22 protein-coding genes are annotated in these 21149 nt (G+C 32.1%); 8 read left to right on the forward strand and 14 right to left on the reverse strand.

Going from position 1 to position 21149, the window contains the following annotated elements; genetic code table 11:
* Position 1: 1 nt before the first annotated feature.
* From ACTTA6_RS00740 to ACTTA6_RS00760, 5 genes are read left to right on the forward strand one after another with little or no spacing between them, the layout of a single operon-like run.
* The gene (locus tag ACTTA6_RS00740) at positions 2-646 is read left to right on the forward strand and encodes a tetratricopeptide repeat protein (RefSeq protein WP_440614080.1); all 645 of its coding nucleotides are present in this window, start codon (positions 2-4) and stop codon (positions 644-646) included.
* Positions 639-1937 carry an outer membrane protein assembly factor BamB family protein gene (locus tag ACTTA6_RS00745; protein ID WP_440614081.1) on the forward strand — a complete coding sequence of 433 codons (1299 nt, stop codon included), beginning with the start codon at positions 639-641 and terminating at the stop codon, positions 1935-1937. The genes ACTTA6_RS00740 and ACTTA6_RS00745 overlap by 8 nt, the downstream gene beginning before the upstream one ends.
* Before the next feature lie 2 nt (positions 1938-1939).
* Positions 1940-2371, forward strand: a complete 432-nt coding sequence (locus tag ACTTA6_RS00750; protein WP_440614082.1) for a hypothetical protein — start codon at positions 1940-1942, stop codon at positions 2369-2371.
* Positions 2371-3426: a cell division protein ZapE gene (gene zapE / locus ACTTA6_RS00755; RefSeq protein WP_440614083.1), complete on the forward strand. Its 1056-nt coding sequence runs from the start codon at positions 2371-2373 to the stop codon at positions 3424-3426. The genes ACTTA6_RS00750 and zapE overlap by 1 nt, the downstream gene beginning before the upstream one ends.
* The gene (locus tag ACTTA6_RS00760; RefSeq protein WP_075506200.1) at positions 3423-3842 is read left to right on the forward strand and encodes a secondary thiamine-phosphate synthase enzyme YjbQ; all 420 of its coding nucleotides are present in this window, start codon (positions 3423-3425) and stop codon (positions 3840-3842) included. Before zapE ends, ACTTA6_RS00760 begins: the two co-directional genes overlap by 4 nt.
* A 1-nt stretch (position 3843) precedes the next feature.
* Here the strand turns inward: ACTTA6_RS00760 and ACTTA6_RS00765 are convergent, their stop codons facing one another.
* From ACTTA6_RS00765 to gcvT, 14 genes are all read right to left on the reverse strand, one after another.
* Positions 3844-5265: a cryptochrome/photolyase family protein gene (locus ACTTA6_RS00765; RefSeq protein WP_440614084.1), complete on the reverse strand. Its 1422-nt coding sequence runs from the start codon at positions 5263-5265 to the stop codon at positions 3844-3846.
* Positions 5266-5270: 5 nt separating this feature from the next.
* Entirely contained in the window at positions 5271-6401 is a 1131-nt protein-coding gene (locus ACTTA6_RS00770) for a diaminopropionate ammonia-lyase (protein ID WP_440614085.1), read from the reverse strand.
* 3 nt (positions 6402-6404) lie between these two features.
* Positions 6405-7730 (reverse strand): type III glutamate--ammonia ligase, encoded by a 1326-nt coding sequence (glnT, locus tag ACTTA6_RS00775; RefSeq protein WP_440614086.1) that lies wholly within the window; start codon positions 7728-7730, stop codon positions 6405-6407.
* A gap of 17 nt (positions 7731-7747) precedes the next feature.
* Positions 7748-7897 (reverse strand): hypothetical protein, encoded by a 150-nt coding sequence (locus ACTTA6_RS00780; protein WP_428079744.1) that lies wholly within the window; start codon positions 7895-7897, stop codon positions 7748-7750.
* A 60-nt stretch (positions 7898-7957) separates the two neighbouring features.
* Positions 7958-8188, reverse strand: a complete 231-nt coding sequence (locus ACTTA6_RS00785; protein ID WP_440614087.1) for a hypothetical protein — start codon at positions 8186-8188, stop codon at positions 7958-7960.
* A gap of 11 nt (positions 8189-8199) precedes the next feature.
* Positions 8200-9600 carry an ammonium transporter gene (locus tag ACTTA6_RS00790; protein WP_262590390.1) on the reverse strand — a complete coding sequence of 467 codons (1401 nt, stop codon included), beginning with the start codon at positions 9598-9600 and terminating at the stop codon, positions 8200-8202.
* Between the two features lie 127 nt (positions 9601-9727).
* Complete coding sequence (locus ACTTA6_RS00795; RefSeq protein ID WP_440614088.1) at positions 9728-10141, reverse strand: hypothetical protein; 414 nt, start codon at positions 10139-10141, stop codon at positions 9728-9730.
* Between the two features lie 9 nt (positions 10142-10150).
* Positions 10151-11554, reverse strand: a complete 1404-nt coding sequence (locus ACTTA6_RS00800) for an FMN-binding glutamate synthase family protein (RefSeq protein WP_262590391.1) — start codon at positions 11552-11554, stop codon at positions 10151-10153.
* Complete coding sequence (locus ACTTA6_RS00805; RefSeq protein ID WP_262590392.1) at positions 11554-12408, reverse strand: GXGXG motif-containing protein; 855 nt, start codon at positions 12406-12408, stop codon at positions 11554-11556. The genes ACTTA6_RS00800 and ACTTA6_RS00805 overlap by 1 nt, the downstream gene beginning before the upstream one ends.
* On the reverse strand, positions 12396-13340 hold the full coding sequence (locus ACTTA6_RS00810) for a glutamine amidotransferase (RefSeq protein WP_075506194.1): 945 nt from the start codon (positions 13338-13340) through the stop codon (positions 12396-12398). The genes ACTTA6_RS00805 and ACTTA6_RS00810 overlap by 13 nt, the downstream gene beginning before the upstream one ends.
* A gap of 30 nt (positions 13341-13370) precedes the next feature.
* Entirely contained in the window at positions 13371-14840 is a 1470-nt protein-coding gene (locus ACTTA6_RS00815) for a glutamine synthetase family protein (protein ID WP_440614089.1), read from the reverse strand.
* A gap of 70 nt (positions 14841-14910) precedes the next feature.
* Positions 14911-16239 carry an NAD(P)/FAD-dependent oxidoreductase gene (locus ACTTA6_RS00820; protein ID WP_440614090.1) on the reverse strand — a complete coding sequence of 443 codons (1329 nt, stop codon included), beginning with the start codon at positions 16237-16239 and terminating at the stop codon, positions 14911-14913.
* Between the two features lie 101 nt (positions 16240-16340).
* Entirely contained in the window at positions 16341-16691 is a 351-nt protein-coding gene (locus tag ACTTA6_RS00825) for a hypothetical protein (RefSeq protein WP_262590395.1), read from the reverse strand.
* Between the two features lie 3 nt (positions 16692-16694).
* Positions 16695-19034: a glycine cleavage system aminomethyltransferase GcvT gene (gene gcvT / locus ACTTA6_RS00830; protein ID WP_440614091.1), complete on the reverse strand. Its 2340-nt coding sequence runs from the start codon at positions 19032-19034 to the stop codon at positions 16695-16697.
* A gap of 144 nt (positions 19035-19178) precedes the next feature.
* On the opposite strand from gcvT, the gene ACTTA6_RS00835 reads away from it, so the two are divergent.
* The 3 genes from ACTTA6_RS00835 to ACTTA6_RS00845 all read left to right on the forward strand — a co-directional run bounded on the left by ACTTA6_RS00835 (position 19179) and on the right by ACTTA6_RS00845 (position 21135).
* Positions 19179-20123, forward strand: a complete 945-nt coding sequence (locus tag ACTTA6_RS00835; protein ID WP_262590397.1) for an ABC transporter substrate-binding protein — start codon at positions 19179-19181, stop codon at positions 20121-20123.
* Positions 20124-20206: 83 nt separating this feature from the next.
* Positions 20207-20584 carry an MORN repeat-containing protein gene (locus ACTTA6_RS00840; RefSeq protein ID WP_440614092.1) on the forward strand — a complete coding sequence of 126 codons (378 nt, stop codon included), beginning with the start codon at positions 20207-20209 and terminating at the stop codon, positions 20582-20584.
* Positions 20584-21135 (forward strand): hypothetical protein, encoded by a 552-nt coding sequence (locus tag ACTTA6_RS00845; protein WP_440614093.1) that lies wholly within the window; start codon positions 20584-20586, stop codon positions 21133-21135. The genes ACTTA6_RS00840 and ACTTA6_RS00845 overlap by 1 nt, the downstream gene beginning before the upstream one ends.
* The last annotated feature ends 14 nt before the right edge of the window (positions 21136-21149 follow it).

The raw sequence follows: 21149 nt of genomic DNA on the forward strand, positions 1-21149 counted from the left end.
TATGGACGAAGATTTATCAATTGTAAATGCAAATACTAGGAACGAAAAAATTAAAAACTTTTTTGTTAATAACAAAAAGGTTCTAATTTCTTCAGTTATTGTTTTAGTTTTGGTTGTAATAGGTGTTTACAGTTATGATAAATATACAACTGATAAAAAAAAACAGATATCTGATAATTTTAATGCAATTACTATTGATCATTCTGAAAGTGATAAAGAGACAACTTTAAATAAATTATTGGAGATAATTAATCAAAAAGATCCAACTTATTCTCCACTTTCTCTTTATTTTATAATTGATAACAATCTCCTTTCTGATCAAAGCGAGGTAAATAAATTATTTGATGTCATAATCGATGAAACATCACTAGATAAAGAAATTAAAAATTTAATTATCTATAAAAAGGCACTATTTAATGCAGATCAGGCAAATGAAGCTGATTTACTAAATATGCTAAATCCATTAATTAATTCAGAAAGTATATGGAAATCACACGCATTATACTTAATGGCCGAATATTTTTATGCACAAGATCAAAAACAAAAAGCAAAAGAATTTTTTCAACAAATAACGACTTTAGAAAATCCAAATCCAGATATAAGAATAGAATCAGAGAAAAGATTAAACAGAGATTTGAGTGATTAGACTATTAGCATTATTTATTACATTTTTTCTTCTAAATAATTGTTCTTTCAATGAAAATTCAAGAATTTGGAAAGATAAGGAAAAAGACTTATCAGTAAAAGAAAATGTAAAAAAAATATTTGCAGAGGAAGAAGTAAAAGCCTCTGAATTTAATCAAGAAGTTAAACTCGATTTATCTGGATTAAGAACAACCAACAAAATAATAGTTAATACCAATAACTACGGTGCCCAAAACTATGATGGCCAATTAGAAAAAATAGGTAATTTTAAATTTTCAAAGTTAGATGAAATAAATAATCTTAATTACAAACCAATTTTCCTATCAGATGGATTAATTTTCTTTGATAAAAAAGGTACAATTATTAGATATGATAATAATAAAAAAGTGTTATGGAAAAAAAATCATTACACCAAGTCAGAAAAAAAATTAAGACCAAAGTTAAATTTTGCAATTAAAGAAAATAGTATATTCATTACAGACAGTATTGCTAAATATTATTCGATTAATCTTGAAACAGGTGAATTGAATTGGACAAAAAATAACACCTATCCATTTAATTCAGATATCAAAAGTTATAAAAACAAAATTTTTGTTGTTGATTATAAAAATACCTTGAGATGCTATAAAATTGAAGACGGATCTGAATGTTGGAATTTGCAAACAGAAGATTCTTTTACAATATCAAATGCAAAATATTCATTAATTTTAATTGACGAAATGGTGGTGTTTAGTAACTCAATTGGAGATATCACAGCAGTTGATATTGAGACTGGATTAATCAGTTGGCAGTTGCCAACTCAAAGCAGCAGTATTATTAATGAAACTTATAATTTCAAAATATCAAAACTAGTATCAGATGGAAAATCTGTCTATTTTTCAAATAATAAAAATGAATTTTATTCTGTAGATGTTAAAACAGGAGTAGTTAATTGGATAAATGATTTAAATTCAAATATTACTCCAATAATTACTGGCAATTTGATTTTTACAGTTTCTAATGATGGATATTTGTATGTTGTTGAAAAAAATAAAGGCAACATTCTTAGAATTACAGATCTTTTTAATAACTATAAAATTAAAAAAAGAAAAGAAATTGAACCAGTTGGTTTTGTGATAGGTAATACTAATTTGTATTTAACAAATACTGACGGAAAAATAATAATTGCTGATTTAAGTGAAGGAAAAGTTTTAAACGTAGAAAAAGTCTCTGGAGACATTGTTTCAGAACCATTTATATTTGATAATAATTTGTATGTAGTTAGAAACGGTTCTATCGTACAATACAATTAAATATGATCTTGAAATTTTTAGAAAAGATCGGAAGAAAAAAAGTAGTTCTAGATAGAGGACCATCACACCCAAAATTTGAAGAAGCAAAACCGTGGATGAATAGATATTATGTGATATTCAGAAATAGACCCAAATGGTTTCCATTTAATATATTAATTCATGAAATGTTAGATGATGATCATGGTGATGGGGTGCATAACCATTTATGCCCATACATTACAATAATTTTAAGAGGAGGGTACTGGGAAACAACAAAAAATGGAAGATTTTGGCGAAAGCCTGGATACATTGGTTTTAGATCAGCAAATGCTTTTCATAGAGTTGATTTAGAACCAGGCACAAAACCAATGACAATATTTATTCCAGGACCATTTGGTTTACGAAAAGGACCACGATCAGAATATGGTATCGATTTTAAAACTAAAAGAAGTTAATGGCCTTACCTTTTGAAAAAGAATTTATATCTCACTGTAAAAAACAAAATTTAGAAATTAATCCTAGTCAGATAGATTTAGTAAAAAAATTACAAGAATACTACGAGGGTAATTTTCAATCATTAATATCAAAAATTTTTCAAAGCCAATCTTTTAAAAAAGGATTTTATTTATATGGTGATGTTGGTGTAGGCAAAACAATGATTTTAGATTTCTTTTTTAATCAATTAGATCATAAGAAACTAAGGTCACATTTTAATGAGTTTATGTTGAGTTTTCATAATTTTGTTCACGAAAGAAAAGGTAGTAATCAAGAAAATATTATTAATGAATTTGTTAAAGATTTAAAATCAAAAGCATTGATAATTTACTTTGATGAGTTTCAAGTAACCAACATTGTTGATGCTATGATTTTAGGAAAATTATTTAATCAAATCTTCAAAGAAGATATAAAAATAATTGTAACTTCCAATACTAAAATCTCTGAGCTTTACAAAGATGGTCTTCAAAGAGATCAGTTCAAACCATTTATAAAAATAATGGAGGATCAATCTTTTCAATACGAACTTGTAATTGAAGATGACTATAGAAAATCTAATAATTCTCAAGATAGATACTTTTTTCCACTTGATGAAGAGACTAATTTTAAAATAAATAAATTTTTTAGAACTATTACTAAGGATAAAAATAAAACTGAGAAAATAATTAATGTAAAAGGAAGAAATTTTAAAATAGAAAATTTTTATGAAGGAGTGGCTAGATTTGATTTTAAAACATTATGTGATCAGAATTTAGGTGCAGAAGATTATTTAGAAATTATTAAAAATTGTCTTTTTATAGTAATCGATCAAATACCACAATTTGATAATTTTAATTCTAACCAACAGCAAAGATTTATAACTTTATTAGATATAATTTATGATAATAGTGTTCCAATTGCAGTAACAGCTAATCAAAGTTTGGATAAATTTACATCATCAAAACTATTAGAAAAACCATTTGAAAGAACAATCAGTAGATTATACGAATTAACATCTAAAGTGATGAATTCATGAAACAAGAATTTTTTAATCTTCAAATAAATACAAATGGTCAAAAGTTATATGAATTTACAGATCAAACTCTTAATTGGATAAATGAAAATAATTTTAAGAATGGAATTTTAAATTTGAGCATCCAGCATACCAGTGCGTCTTTAATTGTACAGGAGAATGCCGATCCAGATGTACAAACTGATTTGATTAAATATTTTGATAAGCTGGCACCAATGGATAATTCGCTTTATGTTCATACAACTGAGGGTAAAGATGATATGCCAGCTCATATAAAATCTGCATTAACGAATAATCAAATTTCTCTTAGTATTAAAAATAAAGAATTATTACTTGGAACTTGGCAAGGTCTCTATCTATTTGAACATAGATTACAGTCTCAAAAAAGATCTATAATTCATCATTTTTTGGGAGAATAAGTTATTTTTTCTTCAGAGATTGAAATGCATCCAATGCAGCAGCTCTTGCTTTTTCATGAATAACTATTGGTTGTGGATAGTCTTTACCTATAATTGTTTTAATTGCTTCTTGGTATTTGATTTCCATTTCCCAAGGTTTGTGAATGAATTTTGCAGGAACTTTATTTAATTCAGGAACCCATTTTTTTACATAAATTCCTTCCTTATCAAATTTTTCACCCTGAAGAATAGGATTAAAAATTCTAAAGTATGGCGCAGCATCAGCTCCACAGCCTGCAACCCATTGCCATTGTGCTACATTATTTGCTTTATTAAAATCAAGTAAGCAGTTTCTAAAATGCTTCTCTCCCTCTATCCAATTAATTCTCAAATGCTTTACTAAAAAGGATCCAACAACCATTCGAATTCTATTATGCATCCATCCAGTTTCGTATAACTCTCTCATACCGGCATCAACTATTGGATACCCTGTCATACCTTTTTTCCATGCTTTTAAAAACTTTTCATTTTTAGCCCATGGGAATTTGTCAAATTCTTTTCGAAAATTGCCTTTTAAGAATTCAGGAAAGTAATTAATTAGACTATGAGAAAATTCTCGCCAACCAAGTTCGTTTATATATTTTCTATACCCTATTCCTTTTGATTTTAGCTCACTACACTTTTTCCAAATTGTATTCACATGAATTTGACCAAATTTTAAATATGGGGATAACCTAGAAGTACCATTTATAGAAGGGATATCTCTATTAGTCCCATAATCTTTAATTTTATTTTCTAATAAATCTTTTAGAATCTTTTGAGAAACATTTTCTGAAACTTTCCAATATTTATCAAATTTTTCATACCATTTTTTATTTGGTAAAATATTTTTGAGATCTAAAGAATTCTTAAAAAAATTGATGGCTTTAGTTTTCTTTTTTACAGTGTAATTTTTACTTGGCGGTTGATTAAGATAAATTTGTTCAGCAGTTCTCCAGAAAGGTGTAAATACTTTAAATGGTGTACCGTCATTTTTAGTTACTTCTTGAAATTCATTTAAAATATTTCCTTTAAAATATTTGTATTCTATTTCGTTTTTTATAAATAGATCTCTTATTTTTTTTCCTTTAGATATAACATCTGGTTCATAAATTTTATTCCAATAGATGCATACATTATCTTTTTTTTTCAGTTTTGATAAAATATCCAACTCATCACCTTTTAAAATTTCTAGATTGATTTTAAATTTTGAAAGTTCTGTTTTTATTGACTCTAATGATTTAAATAACCACCATTTCTGAGCTTCTCTTTTGTTATCAAATTCATTATTATTATAAATATATAACGCAACCACATTCTCATGATTATTAGTTGCAAAGGAAAGAGCTGGATTATTATCAATTCTAAAATCTTCTCTAATCCAAAATATTCCAGTGCTTTTCATGATAGTTATTTTTGATTTACTAATTTTTGATACATTTCTTGATCGGTATCACCCTCGCAACCAAAAATTAATACATTAGAATTTTCATTAAGATCAATTTTTGTCTTAATTGTTTCATCTTCGCAGCTTGCAATTAAACTAATTACACCTGGTGCAGCATTTTCACCTGCAATTATACTCTCTTCACTAAAGCTTGCATTTCCAAGTAATTTCATAGTTTTTGCAATATCATCATCTGGTAAACTTATACAGTGTTTAACTGAGTTTTTTAAGATTTCCCATGGCACAAGTGACACTTCTCCACATGACATCCCGCCCATTAAACTTTCTCTTTTAATATCAATTTTTTCTATCTTTCCAGTTTTAATGCTTTCCATAACACAAGCTGCACTATCTGGTTCTACGACAATTACTGTTGGAATATTATCTAAATATCTTGCTATCCCAGCTACCATTGCACCAGCCATGCCACCAACTCCAGCTTGTAAAATAATATGAGAAATTTTTTCATTATTAATTTGTTCAGCTATTTCCTTCATCATGACTGAATAACCAGCCATTGTATATTTGGGTACCAGCATATAATCTTTCCAAGCAACATCCTGAACAATTTGCCAATTATTTTCTGTAGATTGTTTTATGCATTCAATCAAAGAATTTTCGTAATTGCCTTTAACCTTTATAACTTCTGCACCAAGTGCTTCCATAGCTTTGCCTCTTGCATCACTTACAAATTCACTTATGAAAATTTTACATTTTAAACCTAATCTTTTTGCACCCCAAGCAACAGATCTACCATGGTTTCCAGCGGTAGCAGTCGCTACAACTATTTCTTTATTTCCTTTAGTAACTTTTTCAACTGCATAAGCTCCCCCTAGGGCTTTAAAAGATTTTAAATTAAATCTTTTATTTTCGTCTTTATAAAAAATATTTTTTAAATTTAATTCTTTAGATAATTTGTTTAATTTAATTAAGGGTGTAGGGGAGTATCCTTCCCATTTTGAGATAGAATTGTAAGCATCATCTATATCTGTTGAGGTTAATGAGCTTAAAATTTGATCTTTATCAAATGAATATTTTTTATTATCTACAAATTCAGTTAATTTCCATTGATGACCGTTAGATAAAATACTCATAAACTAACAATCTAATGTATTATTTTTTTCCCACTTAGTGACTGCTTTGGTTTTATCAAAACTTTCTTTTGATTTAAATTCTTTAATTTCTGTATCTCTTAATTTTATATAACTTGAAATAACACCTGATCCAAAAGCTTCATTCATACTTTTATTATCTTTTAATTGAGAAAGTGATTGATCTAACTCATCTGGTAATTTTGGTAAGTCAGGATATTTTGCAAAGTCTTCGTACATATTGCAATGCAAAGGATTACCGGGATCGATTTTATTTTTGATGCCATCTAAGCCAGCAGCCAAAATACTAGCTTGTAATAAATATGGATTTGCTGATCCATCCATTAATCTTAATTCAAACCTTCCTGGATCAGGAATTCTAATCATATGTGTTCGGTTGTTCCCAGTGTAAGAAATACTACTTGGTGACCATGATGCTCCAGATTTTGTAGGTGGTGCATTAATTCTTCGATAACTATTAATTGTTGGATTAAAGAATGCTGACAACGATGATGCATTTTTAATTACTCCACCTAAAAAATTATATGCAATTTTACTTAATCCAAGTTTATCAGACTTATCTAGAAACTTATTTTTCTTACCTTGCCAAACTGAAACATGAGCATGACACCCATTACCTGTTAAATTGTTAAAAGGTTTAGGCATGAATGTTGCTCTTAATCCGTGTTTTTCAGCAATTGTTTTAACCATGTATTTAAAAAAGGTATGTCTGTCTGCAGTTTCTAAGCAGTCAGAGTAATCCCAATTCATTTCAAACTGTCCGTTTGCGTCCTCATGGTCATTTTGATAAGGACCCCATCCCATTTCAATCATACAGTCGCAAATTTCTTTAATTAAATCATATCTTCTCATCAATGCAGATTGATCATAACAAGGTTTTGATTGAGTATCTCTTGGATCTGCAATTGACTCTCCATCAGGTGATATTAAAAAATATTCACATTCAACACCTGACTTCATTGTTAAATTTTGTTTTTTAAGTTTTTTAATTTGATTTTTTAACATTACTCTTGGCGATGCTTCCACTGGTTTACCGTTCATCCATAAATCAGATGCTAACCATCCAACTTCTTTATTCCATGGCAATTGAATCAAGCTATCAGGATCAGGGATCCCAAACATATCAGAGTCTGCTGGCGTCATATCTAGCCATGCCGCAAAACCAGCAAAGCCAGCACCTGCAGTTTGCATTTCTTTGATTGCATGAGCTGGAACAAGTTTTGATCTTAAAACTCCAAAAAGATCGACAAAGCTAATTAAAAAATATTTAATTTTTTTTTGTTTTGCAATTTTAAATAAGTTTTTAGCCATTAACTAGCTTAACATAATTATTTAAAAAAAGATAAGATAGTTTCTTTATAATAAATTAGATTTACAACTATAATAATTATTATTGCTAAAATTACACCGTATTTAGCTTTAGGAAATACAACTCCTCTCATTTTTGAGGGTCTTAATTCTTCATTTTCATCTGTCATAAAAAATTTAAATTAAAAAGGGCGCTATTAATTAAAACAGCGCCCAAATTTTTATTTTAATTACCAATCGGTAATATTGCTTTTATGATCATTAGCACCATGTCTCTTCTTTGCTAATCTTGAAAGTTCATCACTTTCAGATTTTGCAGTTAAGACGTGCCAACCAATCCATAAAATAATAGCAATGATTACCAGTATACCTTCACTAGATCCAGCACCAGGGTAAACAGCGCCAACTACTTCTTCAGCTGGCTTGTTAAGGTGATCTATCCAGTTTGTTACTGTAGCCATATATTTCTCCTTTACCTGGTTGCAGATGAAACTGCTTTTTCATCTTCTTTAGCAGCCTCCATCATTTCATAATCTAGTCCAGCTATTTCTACCTCCCGAGGGATTCTTAATTTACCCATACCGTGAAGCACTTTAGCTATGACATAGCCTGGTATTAGTCCAAGAACAACAAACATAATTATTGCTCCGATGAACTGTCCAAGAGGATTGATTGTTGCATAAGTAGTTCCATCCCACATAGCACCCACACTATAACCAGATGAAGGGTAGCCCCATAAAACAAAACCACAAATTACAAGACCAACAAATCCCGCATAACCGTGAACTGCTACTGCACCAACTGCATCATCGATTTTGAACTTTCGTTCAACCCAGTAATGTAGTTTGTATGCAATCACAACACCAATCATACCAATGATCATTGATTGAATTGGATGATATAAGTCATTTCCAGCTGAAGCACAGATAACACCTGCTAGTCCACTAGAGTATGTCCAGAAAGGATCACCTTTAGCAATCCAATATCCGGCCAGTAATCCTCCTGATAATGACATCAAGAAGTTAAAGGTAATACCACTAAGTGTAGTAGGAGTTACGTAAATGTTTGTAGCTGTCCAATAAGATATACCTTCCATTCCATATTCTGGACCTAAGTCAAAAATTGGAATGTTACATGCAGCATAAAATCCCCAGAAACCAGTATAAATTAAAAATAATCCAACTGTTACTAGCCAAGGATTTCTAGGCCCTATATTTCTAGGTTCACCACTTGATGAGAATTTTCCAATTCTTGGACCTAAAACAACAAGAACACCTAAAGCAAATCCACCCGCTATTGCGTGAATTACTCCTGATGCATATGCATCATGGTATCCTAAAAGTTTTAACATCCATCCATCAAAGTGCCATCCCCAAGCAGCATCAATTGTCCAAAATACAGATCCAATTGCGATTGCTAAAATACCAAATGCAAATGTTGTAATTCTTTCAATGATTGCTCCTGAAACGATAGAAGCAGCTGTCCAAGAAAACAGAAGGAAAGCAGCCCAGAAGACACCAGAAATGTGATCCCCTAGATTGATTGCCATAAGTTCACTTGTAGCTGTATACCAAGTAGCACTAAACGCAGACTCATCTGTGATTAGAGCAGTACTCTCATTCATTATTGAAGGTGCTAATCCAGGTCCTGTTGGAAAAGCCCAGTAAATCCACCAACCAAATAAAAACCAAGTTACTGTTACCAAAGGTATCAGCATTGTGTTTTTCATAAGAGTATGTTGATGGTGTTTATATCGAGAAGCTCCAACTTCATACATACAGAATCCAACGTGAATTAAGAACATCAGCACCACTGTTACCCAGTAGTAGAACTCTGTAAATATGGTAGTAAGAGCAGCTAACTGATCAGTCATATTCTCTCCCCATATTTGTTATCCTAAACCCTATAAAATTATTAGGTTACTTACAAATATAAAGATAAACTAAAAACCTAGTGTGGTCACTAGGTTTTTAGAATTGAAATCAACTATTGATTGTTATTTAAAATTTTAGATATGCCTTTTTCAAATCAACAAGAGGATGTTTTGGAGACATTTGAAACTTAACCAGAAGCTCTCTTGCAATCATATCTCTGTCTTGTTGATTGTTAGGAAGTTTAATTGATTTTGGAATTGTTACCCATCCATTTGCATTTCTGCAAAACACTGCAGGTCTTCCTTCTTCGTAACCCATGTGTACATCTTCCAACCAATTTAAATCATCCCATCCCATTGCCTCAATATATTTTTTTAAGAATGGAGTTATTTTATTATAATCAGGCAACAGGTTAACGTCGTATCTATAACCAATCGACTGGCCTATCATTTTTTCTCTAGCAGTTTGTTTTTTTACTCCAAACTTAACTTTTGAAACTTTAGCTTTCGATTTAGTTTTTTTAGTTTTCTTTTTAGCCATCGTTACCTCTTATATTTTGTGATAGTTATCAACACCTACAGTGTAGTTTGTACCTGCAAGTGGAACTTTCGCTAATGCAGAAGCTTCAGAAGTTAAAGCCGCTAAATCTTCTGGTTCTAACGAATGAATATTCGTCTTACCACAAGCTCTAGCTAACAATTGAGCTTCCAAAGTCATTGAGTGTAGATAGTTATATACTCTCAACGCTGCATCATCAGGATTTAATCTTGCTCTTAATTTTGGATCCTGAGTAGCAACACCAACTGGACATCTTCCAGTGTGGCAGTGATAACACTCTCCAGCTTTTACACCCATTTCTTTTTCGAAATCAGCTTCTGGAATATCTTTGTTGCAGTTAAGTGCAATCATTGATCCAGTACCAATAGCAATTGCATCAGCTCCAAGAGCTAAAGCTTTTGCCATATCAGCACCATCTCTTACACCACCTGCATAGATTAACGTTACTTTTCCAGTTTTACCCACATCATCAATTGCTCTTCTTGCTTCTCTAATAGCAGCAATTCCTGGAATTCCAGTATTTGCAGCAGCAATGTGTGGTCCTGCTCCAGTAGATCCTTCCATACCATCTAGATAAATAGAGTCTGGGTCACATTTTGCAGCCATACGCACATCATCATAAACTTTAGATGCACCAAGTTTTAATTGAATTGGAACTTTATTTTTTGTCAATTGTCTTAACTCTTCAACTTTTAGAGCTAAATCATCTGGACCTAACCAGTCAGGGTGTCTTGCAGGTGATCTTTGGTCAATACCAGATGGTAGTGATCTCATTTCTGCAACTTGGTCGGTTACTTTTTGACCCATTAAGTGTCCACCCATACCAACTTTTTGTCCTTGTCCAATAAATACTTCAATTCCATCAGCCAATTGAGCGTGATGAGGATTGAAACCATATCTTGATTGAATACATTGGTAATACCATTTCTCTGAATATCTTCTTTCATCTGGTATCATTCCACCTTCACCTGAACAAGTAGCACTTCCTGCCATAGTAGCTCCTCTTGCTAAAGCAGTTTTTGCTTCATATGAAAGTGCACCAAAACTCATTCCTGTAATGTAAACAGGTATATCTAATTCAATTGGGTTTTCGCATCTTGGACCAATTACAGTTTTAGTTTCACATTTTTCTCTGTAACCTTCGATTACAAATCTTGTAAGTGTTCCAGGCAAAAATACCAAATCATCAAATGTTGGAATTTTTTTCATTAATGCCATTCCACGCATTCTGTATCTTCCTAATTGAGATTTGATGTGAATGTCGTCTATTACTTCAGGAGTAAAAATAGCATTGTGTCCTAGTAGACTTTTATTTCTTTTACCCTCTTCATGAACATGAACGTCAGCTTTTCCACCAACGCCTTTACCGTTCTTTTTACTTTTTTTCTTAGGCATTAAATTGCTCCCTTCTTCTCTGTAGGTTCTAAATTATCGTAATTCCAAAGTTTTTTACCAGCTACAATTTTTTTCATTTTACTAACGTCAAAATTTTCACCAATTTCAGCAACTTTTAATTTTCTTTTTAGCCAATCTTGATCGCTTGCTGTTAATTCAGCATCTACAGCATCACTACCATAAGATCCAATTTCTCCTCCTACGAATATTGTCCCATCGTACATTGAGTCGCCCAGGTTAATTCCAACATCTCCAAGAATTATTATTCTTCCTCTTTGCATCATAAAACCAGTGAAAGCACCTGCGTCACCACCAATAATGATAGTTCCACCTTTCATGTCAATACCAGTTCTAGCACCAACGCTACCTTTGCAGATTAAATCTCCACCTCTGATTGCTGCACCAAAACAAGATCCAGCGTTTTTCTCAATTACAACTTTACCAGCCATCAAGTTTTCTGCACAAGACCAACCAACTCTTCCATTGATTCTTACAATTGGTCCATCACATGAACCAATTCCAAAATAACCTAAACTTCCTTCAAAAATTAAATTTAATTTATTAAGGATACCCACACCCAAACTGTGTTTTCCTTGAGGGTTTTTGATTACAATTGTTCCGTAACCTTGGCTCATTAAATTATCAATTTCTTTATTAGCCTCCGCAGCAGTCATATCTTTAACGTCAAGATCAGTTCTTTTGTTAAAGTCTACGTCATAAGTTCCAAAGTAATAAAAATTCTCTGCCTCATCTGGGTTAAAGAATTTTTGTTGAGTTCTTCCTGTTAGAACTTCGGTATGCATACCCATTGATTGGGCTTTAGATTTTTTTGATACTGTTTTTAGATTTGCCATACTTTAACCTCCCCATCAAATGGATCATATGTGTCTATTTCTTGTGGTAACACTGATCTAATAGCTATCTCCTCTGATCCCATTGCAACTAAATCATCTGATTCATATAAAACTAAAGGTTTTGCAGCCATAGTGTCTTTAGCCATTCCTAAAGAGTCTTTTGTAGCAACAAAATAAGTAAATACACCATCTAAACCAGTTAAACTCTCTTTCATGCCTTCTTCTAAAGTTGCACCATCTCTCATTTTTTCTGCAAGATAAACTGCGATTAATTCTGAGTCACACTCAGACATAAATCTCATTCCTTTATTTTCCAACACTCTTCTGTTGTTCCAATAGTTCGTTAATTGACCATTGTGAACTACAGAAACGTCACTAAAAGGATAGCCCCAGAAAGGGTGGGCAGATTTGATATCAACACCAGACTCAGTCGCCATTCTAGCATGACCTATTGCATGAGTTCCAACAACTTTATCTAGACTATATCTATCACAAACCATTTTTGCGTTACCTAAATCTTTAATAACTTCTAATGATTTACCCATAGATAAAATTTCTACACCTGGAATACTTTCTATTCTTTGAGAAAAATCTAACAAATCTTTTGTATTGTAATCAATCTCATATCTTAAAGAGTAGGGAAGTGTTCTTTCTTCTTTAACAACTTTTGCTCCCATCTCAGCTAGAGTTTGATCTACAACTTTTTTTCTTTCATCATATACAGAAACATCTTCCATAACAGACGAACTTCCTTCTCCAACGTTCTCACCAACTTTAAAACGCATGATGAAATTTTTGCCATCTGTATCTCCATACAAAGCATATCCAGTTGAGTCTTCACCTCTATGTTTTAACGCTTGAAGCATACCTTGTAATTCGCTTCCAACATTTGAGGATTTTCCTCTATGAATTAATCCTGCTATCCCACACATATTTTTATACCCTTTCTATTATTTTATGACCTACGGTAAGCAATCAAGATAAGTATCCAGATCCCATTGAGTTGTAGCACCCAAGAATCTTTCCCACTCATCGTTTTTGTACCAATGGAAAACTTTATACATTTCATCCGGCATTGCAGATTTAATTACTTCATCCTCTGCAAGTCTAGCCAAAGCTTCACCAAGACTTAATGGAAGTTTTTTAACATCTTTACCAGCCTTTTGAGCTTCGTAAATATTTCTAGACTCAGGAGCAGCTGGTTTTAATTTTTTACTAATTCCATGATCACATGCTTTTAGTAATGCTGCACCTAATAAGTATGGATTATGCATAGAGTCTACTGATCGGTATTCAAATCTACCTGGTGCAGAAACCCTTAATCCACATGTTCTATTTTGGTATCCCCAGTCAGCATAAACTGGCGCCCAGAAACCTTGATCCCATAATCTTCTATAAGAGTTAACCGTAGAAGATCCTAATGCTGTTAGTGCTGGCAAGTGTTCCATGATACCTGCAATTGATTGCAAACCAATTTTACCTGGTAACTGCATGTCTTTAGTATCAGGCATAAAAGTATTAGTTCCACCTTCAACGTAACTAAACACTTCTTCAACACCTGGAAGATTTTTGTTTCCAAGTTTGTTTACTTTAACTTTTCCACCTTTCCACAAAGACATATTTGTATGACATCCACTTGCAGAAACTCCCATAAAAGGTTTAGTCATAAAGCAAGCTATTAAATTATGTTCCCTTGCAACTTGAGCACAAATTTGTCTGTATGTTGATAATCTATCTGCATTTCTTAAGACGTTATCATAAGTCCAATTTAATTCTAATTGACCTGGTGCATCTTCGTGGTCCCCTTGAATCATATCAAGTCCCATTGCTTTTGCGTATTCAATTACCTTCATAAATACTGGTCTTAACGATTCAAATTGATCAATGTGATAACAGAATGGCTTAGAAAAACCTTTACCTGTTGGGGTTCCATCTTCATTTTTTGTTAACCACATCATTTCAGGCTCAGTACCAACTCTTAATTCTAGACCATGCTTTTTCTTAAATTCATCCATGAAAATTCTTAGATTTCCTCTACAGTCTGAAGTTAAGTGACCACCTGGATTTTGTCTTTCTTCTCTGTTTCTAAAACATGTTACAAAAACTCTTCCAACTCTTTTGTCCCAAGGTAGTTGCACAAAAGTTTCTGGATCAGGTATTCCAACAAGCTCCATAGCTTCTGGACCATAACCAATGTAGTTATTGTGACGATCTAAAAATAAGTTTGCTGTTGCTCCATAAACTAATTGAAATCCTTTTTCTGCTGTTCTTTCCCAGTGATCGGCAGGTATACCTTTACCTACAACTCTTCCTGTTACAGAAATAAATTGATAATAAATATAAGTTATTCCAAGTTCGTTAATTTTTTCTCGAACTTTTTTTACTAGTTTAGCTCTACCTGGCTGGTTAACATGTTTTTCTAGATCCGTCATTTTCACCCCTCAATGAATTATTAATTATTCAAGCGTAGCTGAAAATTTTATTAGTGTCTAGGCTTAGAGTTTAACTCCAAGGGAACGGACTGTTAGAAGTCGGATGAAGTTCACCCTTCTCGTAACGGTTGAATCTAAACGGCTTCAATAAATCACTTTCAGTACCAAGAATTTCTTTTGCAACAAGTTCACCAACACCAATCATTTTATATCCGTGATTAGCATCAGCAATCATGTAAACGTTTTCAAAAAATCTATCGAAGATAGGAAAAGAGTCAGGTGTCATACATCCTAAACCACCTGATGGTCCTTTTCTGTATAAGTCTGATTTTCCTTCAAATCTTTTTTGGCAATGCGCAAGTGCTGAACACCACATTTCACTAAAAGCATCTGTTGTTTGATACTCTGGAGATTCAATTCCATAAGGATCAACATTTACTTGATCAAAATGTTTTTTAACAATGTAAGGAGAAGTTCCACCTTGTACACCTAAACCTTCAATATCAGGTTTATAATAAATTCCCCAAATTTTATCCGTTAACAATTTTTTTGTTTTGTCAGAGTATAAAGGTGCTGTCGAGTCAACGTGAACTACAGGTGGTTGTTTACCGTCATTTGTTTTTAAGAAATCTGGCTCAACACCGATAACTCCTTCTTGAAGCATCCAGTAAGTCCACATATCAGTTTCATGCATCTTACCATCTTTACCTTTTATGTGAGCTGTCTTTGGTAACTCTAACATATTCCAAAAATCTCTTGCCCATGGTCCTGCACCAACAACTACTTGTTCGCACTCAATAGTTCCTTTGTCGGTTTCAACACCAGTTACTGCTTGACTGTTACTTCCTTTTTTAAAACCAGTTACTCTTACACCTTTCATAACTTGAACACCATTAGATGTAGATTTACTTTCTAAAGCTTTAATTGAATCTTTATTAAATGCGTATCCACCTTTTTTCTCATGAAGTACAGAAGTGATGCCTTGAGCTTGCCAATCATCAAAAATTCCTTTCATGTAATTTGTGCAATCTTTTTCACCTTCAATAAAAACTGACTCATATCCAATTGCTTTTTGTTGTTCATATATACTTGCAACATCTTCATGCATTACTTCTGGAGATATTTGTAAGTATCCAACTGGATTATATTTAAATGCTTTAGGATCACTTTCCCAAACTGAAACTGAATGAGCCATCAATTCTCTCATTGCTGGCTGAAAATAATTATTTCTTACAACTCCACATGCAATTCCACTTGCACCAGCAGCTGTATCTTTTTTTTCTAATACAACTATGTCGCCAGGATTTTTGTAAGTTTCTGAAAGTTTCCATGCAGTACTTAAACCGTGTATTCCACCACCGATTATCACTACTTTTGCTTTTGAAGGTAATGTCGTCATAACAAAACATTATTTTTTGATGAGAGCAATTAATATAATTATTTATAGAAATAAATATTATATATAAAAATTAGATATTTTTTGCAGTCATCAAAAATTTATTAATAACTGATGTTTTTGAGCGTATCTAAATAGTCATTAAACTCTTTAATAAATGACTCGCTCGGGACTATATTTTTAATTCGCTGATCAGTTGAAGTTTTTTCTAGTTTGAAGAATCCTTTTTCACAAGCTTCCGTAATTATCAAAGCTGATTTTGGTCTAGATGTTTTAAATAATTTTGTTTTTAATTCTTCAACAGATAGTTTTGTTCCTTCTTTAAAAGCTGACATAACTAATAACATCATGTGATAGTGAGAAGGTGACTTTCTGAAAAAATAATTACTAGAAGTATGGGATTGTTTCATTTGCTCTTCCCAGAAATCTAATAGGGTTTTTTTTTCTTTTGGCATTTTTTAAGATCTTACTCTTGATTTAGTTGGATCATAGAATGGAAACCCTACGACTTTTGCACTAATTCTTTTTTGGTGACCATCTATTTTTCCAATTTCAACTTCTGTTCCAATTTCAGAATATTGAGAATCAATTCTACACAAAGCAACATTTTTATTTAGTGTTGATGATAGACATCCACTTGTAACAATACCCACTTGAGCTCTACCAATATGAACACAATCACCATGACCTGCAATTTCTTTTCCAATTAATTCTAATCCAACCAATTTTTTTTGTGGATTGTTTTTTCTTTTTATTAATTCTTCTTTACCAATGAAGTCCTCTTCTTTTGTTTTTAAGGGAACTGCAAAACCAATCCCTGCTTCAAAGGGGTCTTGTTGACCATCAAATTCATTTCCAAATAAAATTAATCCAGCTTCTATTCTAAGTTTATCAAGAGCAGCAAAACCAGCAGGAATTAAACCATCATCTTTTCCTGCTTCCATTAATTTATCCCAAACTTCAGGGGCATGGTTTGGATGACACCATACTTCATAACCAAGTTCACCTGTATAACCTGTTCTAGAAACAATTAGCGGAATACCTTGTAATTCTTCAATTCTACAAATTGTAAATCTAAACCAACCAAGTTCATCAATAGATGGTTGAGTGGGTGGTGTAAAAATTATCTTTTTCAAAATATCTCTACTTTTTGGACCTTGTATAGAAACATTACTAATTTGGTCGGTTGAATTTTTAACATTCGCATTAAAATTTTTTTTCTTCGCTATTTCTTTTAACCATTCTCCAGCATACTCATCACCACATATCCATCTAAATCCTGTTTCACTTAATCTTAATAATGTTCCATCATCAAACATCATTCCATTTTCATAACACATTGCAGAATATACAACTTGGCCAACTGATAATTTTTTGATGTTTCTTGTAAGTGTGTAGTTTAATAATTCCTCAGCATCTGGACCTATTATTTCAAATTTTCTAAGTGAAGATAAATCAATTAATACCGCATCGTTTCTACAGGCATTATATTCATTTACTATTCCGTGTTTCGTATAATCATTTGGAAGCCAAAAACCTCTTGCATCAACAAAATTTCTAGTAAGTTGAGATGTACGTTCGTGGAAACCTGAATTTCTTGTTAATTTTTTTTCTGAATCTGTTTTCATTCGAAAAGCAAATGACTTTCTAAATTCTTTATTTTTGTCATAAGTTCTAACAAAAATTTCAGTAGGATTCCATGAATTACAAGCATCAATATCACTAGGACAAGCTGTGGTACCAATTGTTAAATCTTTTAACGCTCTAAACATTACATAATCACCTGGTCTAGAATAAGATTCATCAGATATTACCGAATTTAATCCAGCAGCCGATGTATTAAAAAATAAATTAATTGCATGCCATCCTTTTTGTTTTTGAACTCCATATTTAGACATACTCTCAGTTAAATTATCTGAGCAGTTAGGATGACCAAAGTAACCAGCATCTTCATAATATTTTGAAGTACATGCAAGATTAAAAGTATCATGTTTACCAACTGTATCTCTTATTACCTCTACTAAGGGTTCATGATCAGTATCATAAAATTTTGAATGTAATCCAGGACCAGGAAAAGTATTTCCCATAAAAGTTCTAGTTGTTTGCCAATCTAATCCTTTTTCTATTCCTTTTTCTAATTTTTTTGTATCAAATGCTACAAAATCTGAACATTGTCTTCCAGTAGGACTTATAACTTGAATGTAATCTCCTTCTTTAACTTGGTAAGATGTTGAAGTTTCTTTATCTATGTTTTCTTCATAAAGTGGTTCAAAAACTGGATCAGGTATAACACTTAACTCTTTATCATTTGTAATTTTTGCTCTTTTAATAAATATAGTTAAATCTGTTGGTGGATTTTGTTTGGTAACATCCATATCTTCACCAGGTGCAGCAAAGATTGCATAACATTTATCTTTTGATTTAAGTTTAACCTTTTCTTCAGCTTTTGTATCAAGATCAAAAACTATTGATGATTTAGACTCTTTTATATTTAGGTTTCTTTTTTTTAATTGATAATTTGTTGCTAAGATTGTTTCATCTTTTCCATTTAAAATGTCTCTTATAAAATTTTTTTGACTATTTTCTTTTAAATTTAAAATTTCTAATTCTGACTTTCCATCTTTATTAAAACAAATTATTTCACAAATTTGATTTCCTTCATCGTTAATAATTTCTATTTCATCATCAGGAAAAATTTGAAAAGCAGTAAGAGCACCTCCATTTACAATATGTCGTTCAACTCCAGGTGGTAAAATATTTAGTCCAGGATTTTTAATGTCTTTACTTGTTCCAAACATTTTTAAAATTTTTTAATATTGATATATTTTTTATCACCATTTTTATTGATTAAATATATATATATTTTTTAGAACTAATAATTCTTTACCTAGCTATTCGTTTTAACATAGAGTGTTAATATTAATATTAATAGAGGGGAAAAAATGAAAAAAATAATGTCATTATTATCTGCTCTAGTTATTTCTGTAGTAAGTTTCTCAGGAATTTCTAATGCTGATAGCAAAAAGCCCATCGTAATCCCAACTCATAACTGGTCATCTCAAATTGTAATGGCTTACGTTATTGGTGGAATTTTTGAAAGCATGGGTAACAACGTAAAATATGTAAACGCTGACTCACAAGCGGTTTATGAATCAATCAGAATTGGAGACGTAACTATTTCTCACGAAGTATGGGAGTCTGCATTCGGTAAGTCATTTACTACTGCTTTAGACAAAGGTGGTTTACTTGACTGGGGTGATCATGAGGCAAGAACTCTTGAAGATATGGGTTACCCGAACTGGGTTGTTGAAAAAGGTTTGTGCCCAGGTCTACCAGATTGGACAGCTTTAAAAAATCCAGACTGTGCTAAAAACTTTACAACACCTGACTCTCCAGATGGAAAAGGAAGAATGTTGGAAGGACCTCAAAGTTGGCATGGTGATTTAATTCCTCAAAGAGTTGAAGCTTTAGGCTTAGGTGATCTTTGGTGGGTTAAATTTGCTGGAGGTGCAGATGCACTTTGGGCTGAATTAGCAGCGGCTGAAAAAGAAGGAAGAGGAACTATAATCTTTAACTGGACACCAAACTTTACAGATGGTGCTGGTTTTACATTTATTGACTTCCCTCCATACACAGCAGGTTGCAGACCAGAAGATGGTGGTGATGGTAAATGTGGTTCTCCTGATGGATACTTGAAAAAAGCAGTTCATGAGGATTTCCCAAAAACTCACCCAGACGCAGCAGCAGCATTTAAAAAGATGTCATTCTCAACAAGTCACATTGGTGCGATGGCAGCTTTAGTTGATGTTGATAAAATGACTCACGAAGATGCAGCTAAAAAATGGTTAGCTGACAACGAGTCAGTTTGGAAACCTTTTACTAAATAAGGGTAAAAGTTAAAAAAATTAAAATCTCCCCCAACTTGTTTGGGGGGGATTTTTTTTTATTCTAATTTGTGTAAAGTGACAAAATGAAAAAATTTCTAATTTTCATATTTTTAATTTCTTTAATTAACTCAACTGCATTTGCTCGAAGTACAGGATGTAAAGAAGGAAACTGTGAAAATGGTTTTGGCAAATGGATTTATACCGATAAGACAACTTATGAAGGTGAGTGGGTTGCAACAAAAAAAGAAGGTCAAGGAGTTGAGACATGGCCAAACGGATATATTTACAAAGGTGAATTTAAAAACAGTCAATGGAGCGGAAAAGGAGTTTTAACTTTTCCAGATGGATCTACTTATGACGGTGAATGGTCCAAAGGTTTTATGAATGGACAAGGAACATTTACTTGGGCAGATGGAAAACAAAAATCAGGCACTTGGGTAAACGGAAAGTTAAAAGAGTAATGTCAAAAGAAAATAGTTTAAATAAAACTGAAGACAATTCAAACTCAACAAAGCAATTTATTGGTTTAGTTATTGTTACAGCAATAGTGATAGCTTTTTTTGCTGTTTTAAATGGAATATTTGGAGGGGGAGAAGAGCTTGTAGAAAAAATGAAATTGGAAGAACAAAGAATTGCTGAAGAAAGAAAACTAAGTGAATTAATATCTAAATTACCTTCAGGAATATTAGTATCCTTCGATGGAACTGACCACTATAGATTAACTGATGAGGTATATGAGCAAGTATGTAAAGCTACGAAATTAATTCCACAACGAGCAATTATGGGTGCTAATTTTTTAAATTTTAGAGCACACGAGATTTACACAATCAACGGAAATAAAATTGATGAAACTTTTGTTAAATGGGATCAAGAAAAAGGTAAGTGTTATGCAGGTTTTACAGTAAGTGGAAACAATGTTGGGGTAGATGAAACCATTACTGTTAGTGGAGAAGCTTTGAGTTTTTTAAGTACAGGTATTGATACTAGAGTTTACTATATTAAGAATTTTTAATGATGAAAGGTTAC

Source organism: Candidatus Pelagibacter sp. HIMB1636, assembly GCF_052047675.1.
In the GTDB taxonomy this organism is placed as follows: Bacteria; Pseudomonadota; Alphaproteobacteria; order Pelagibacterales; family Pelagibacteraceae; genus Pelagibacter.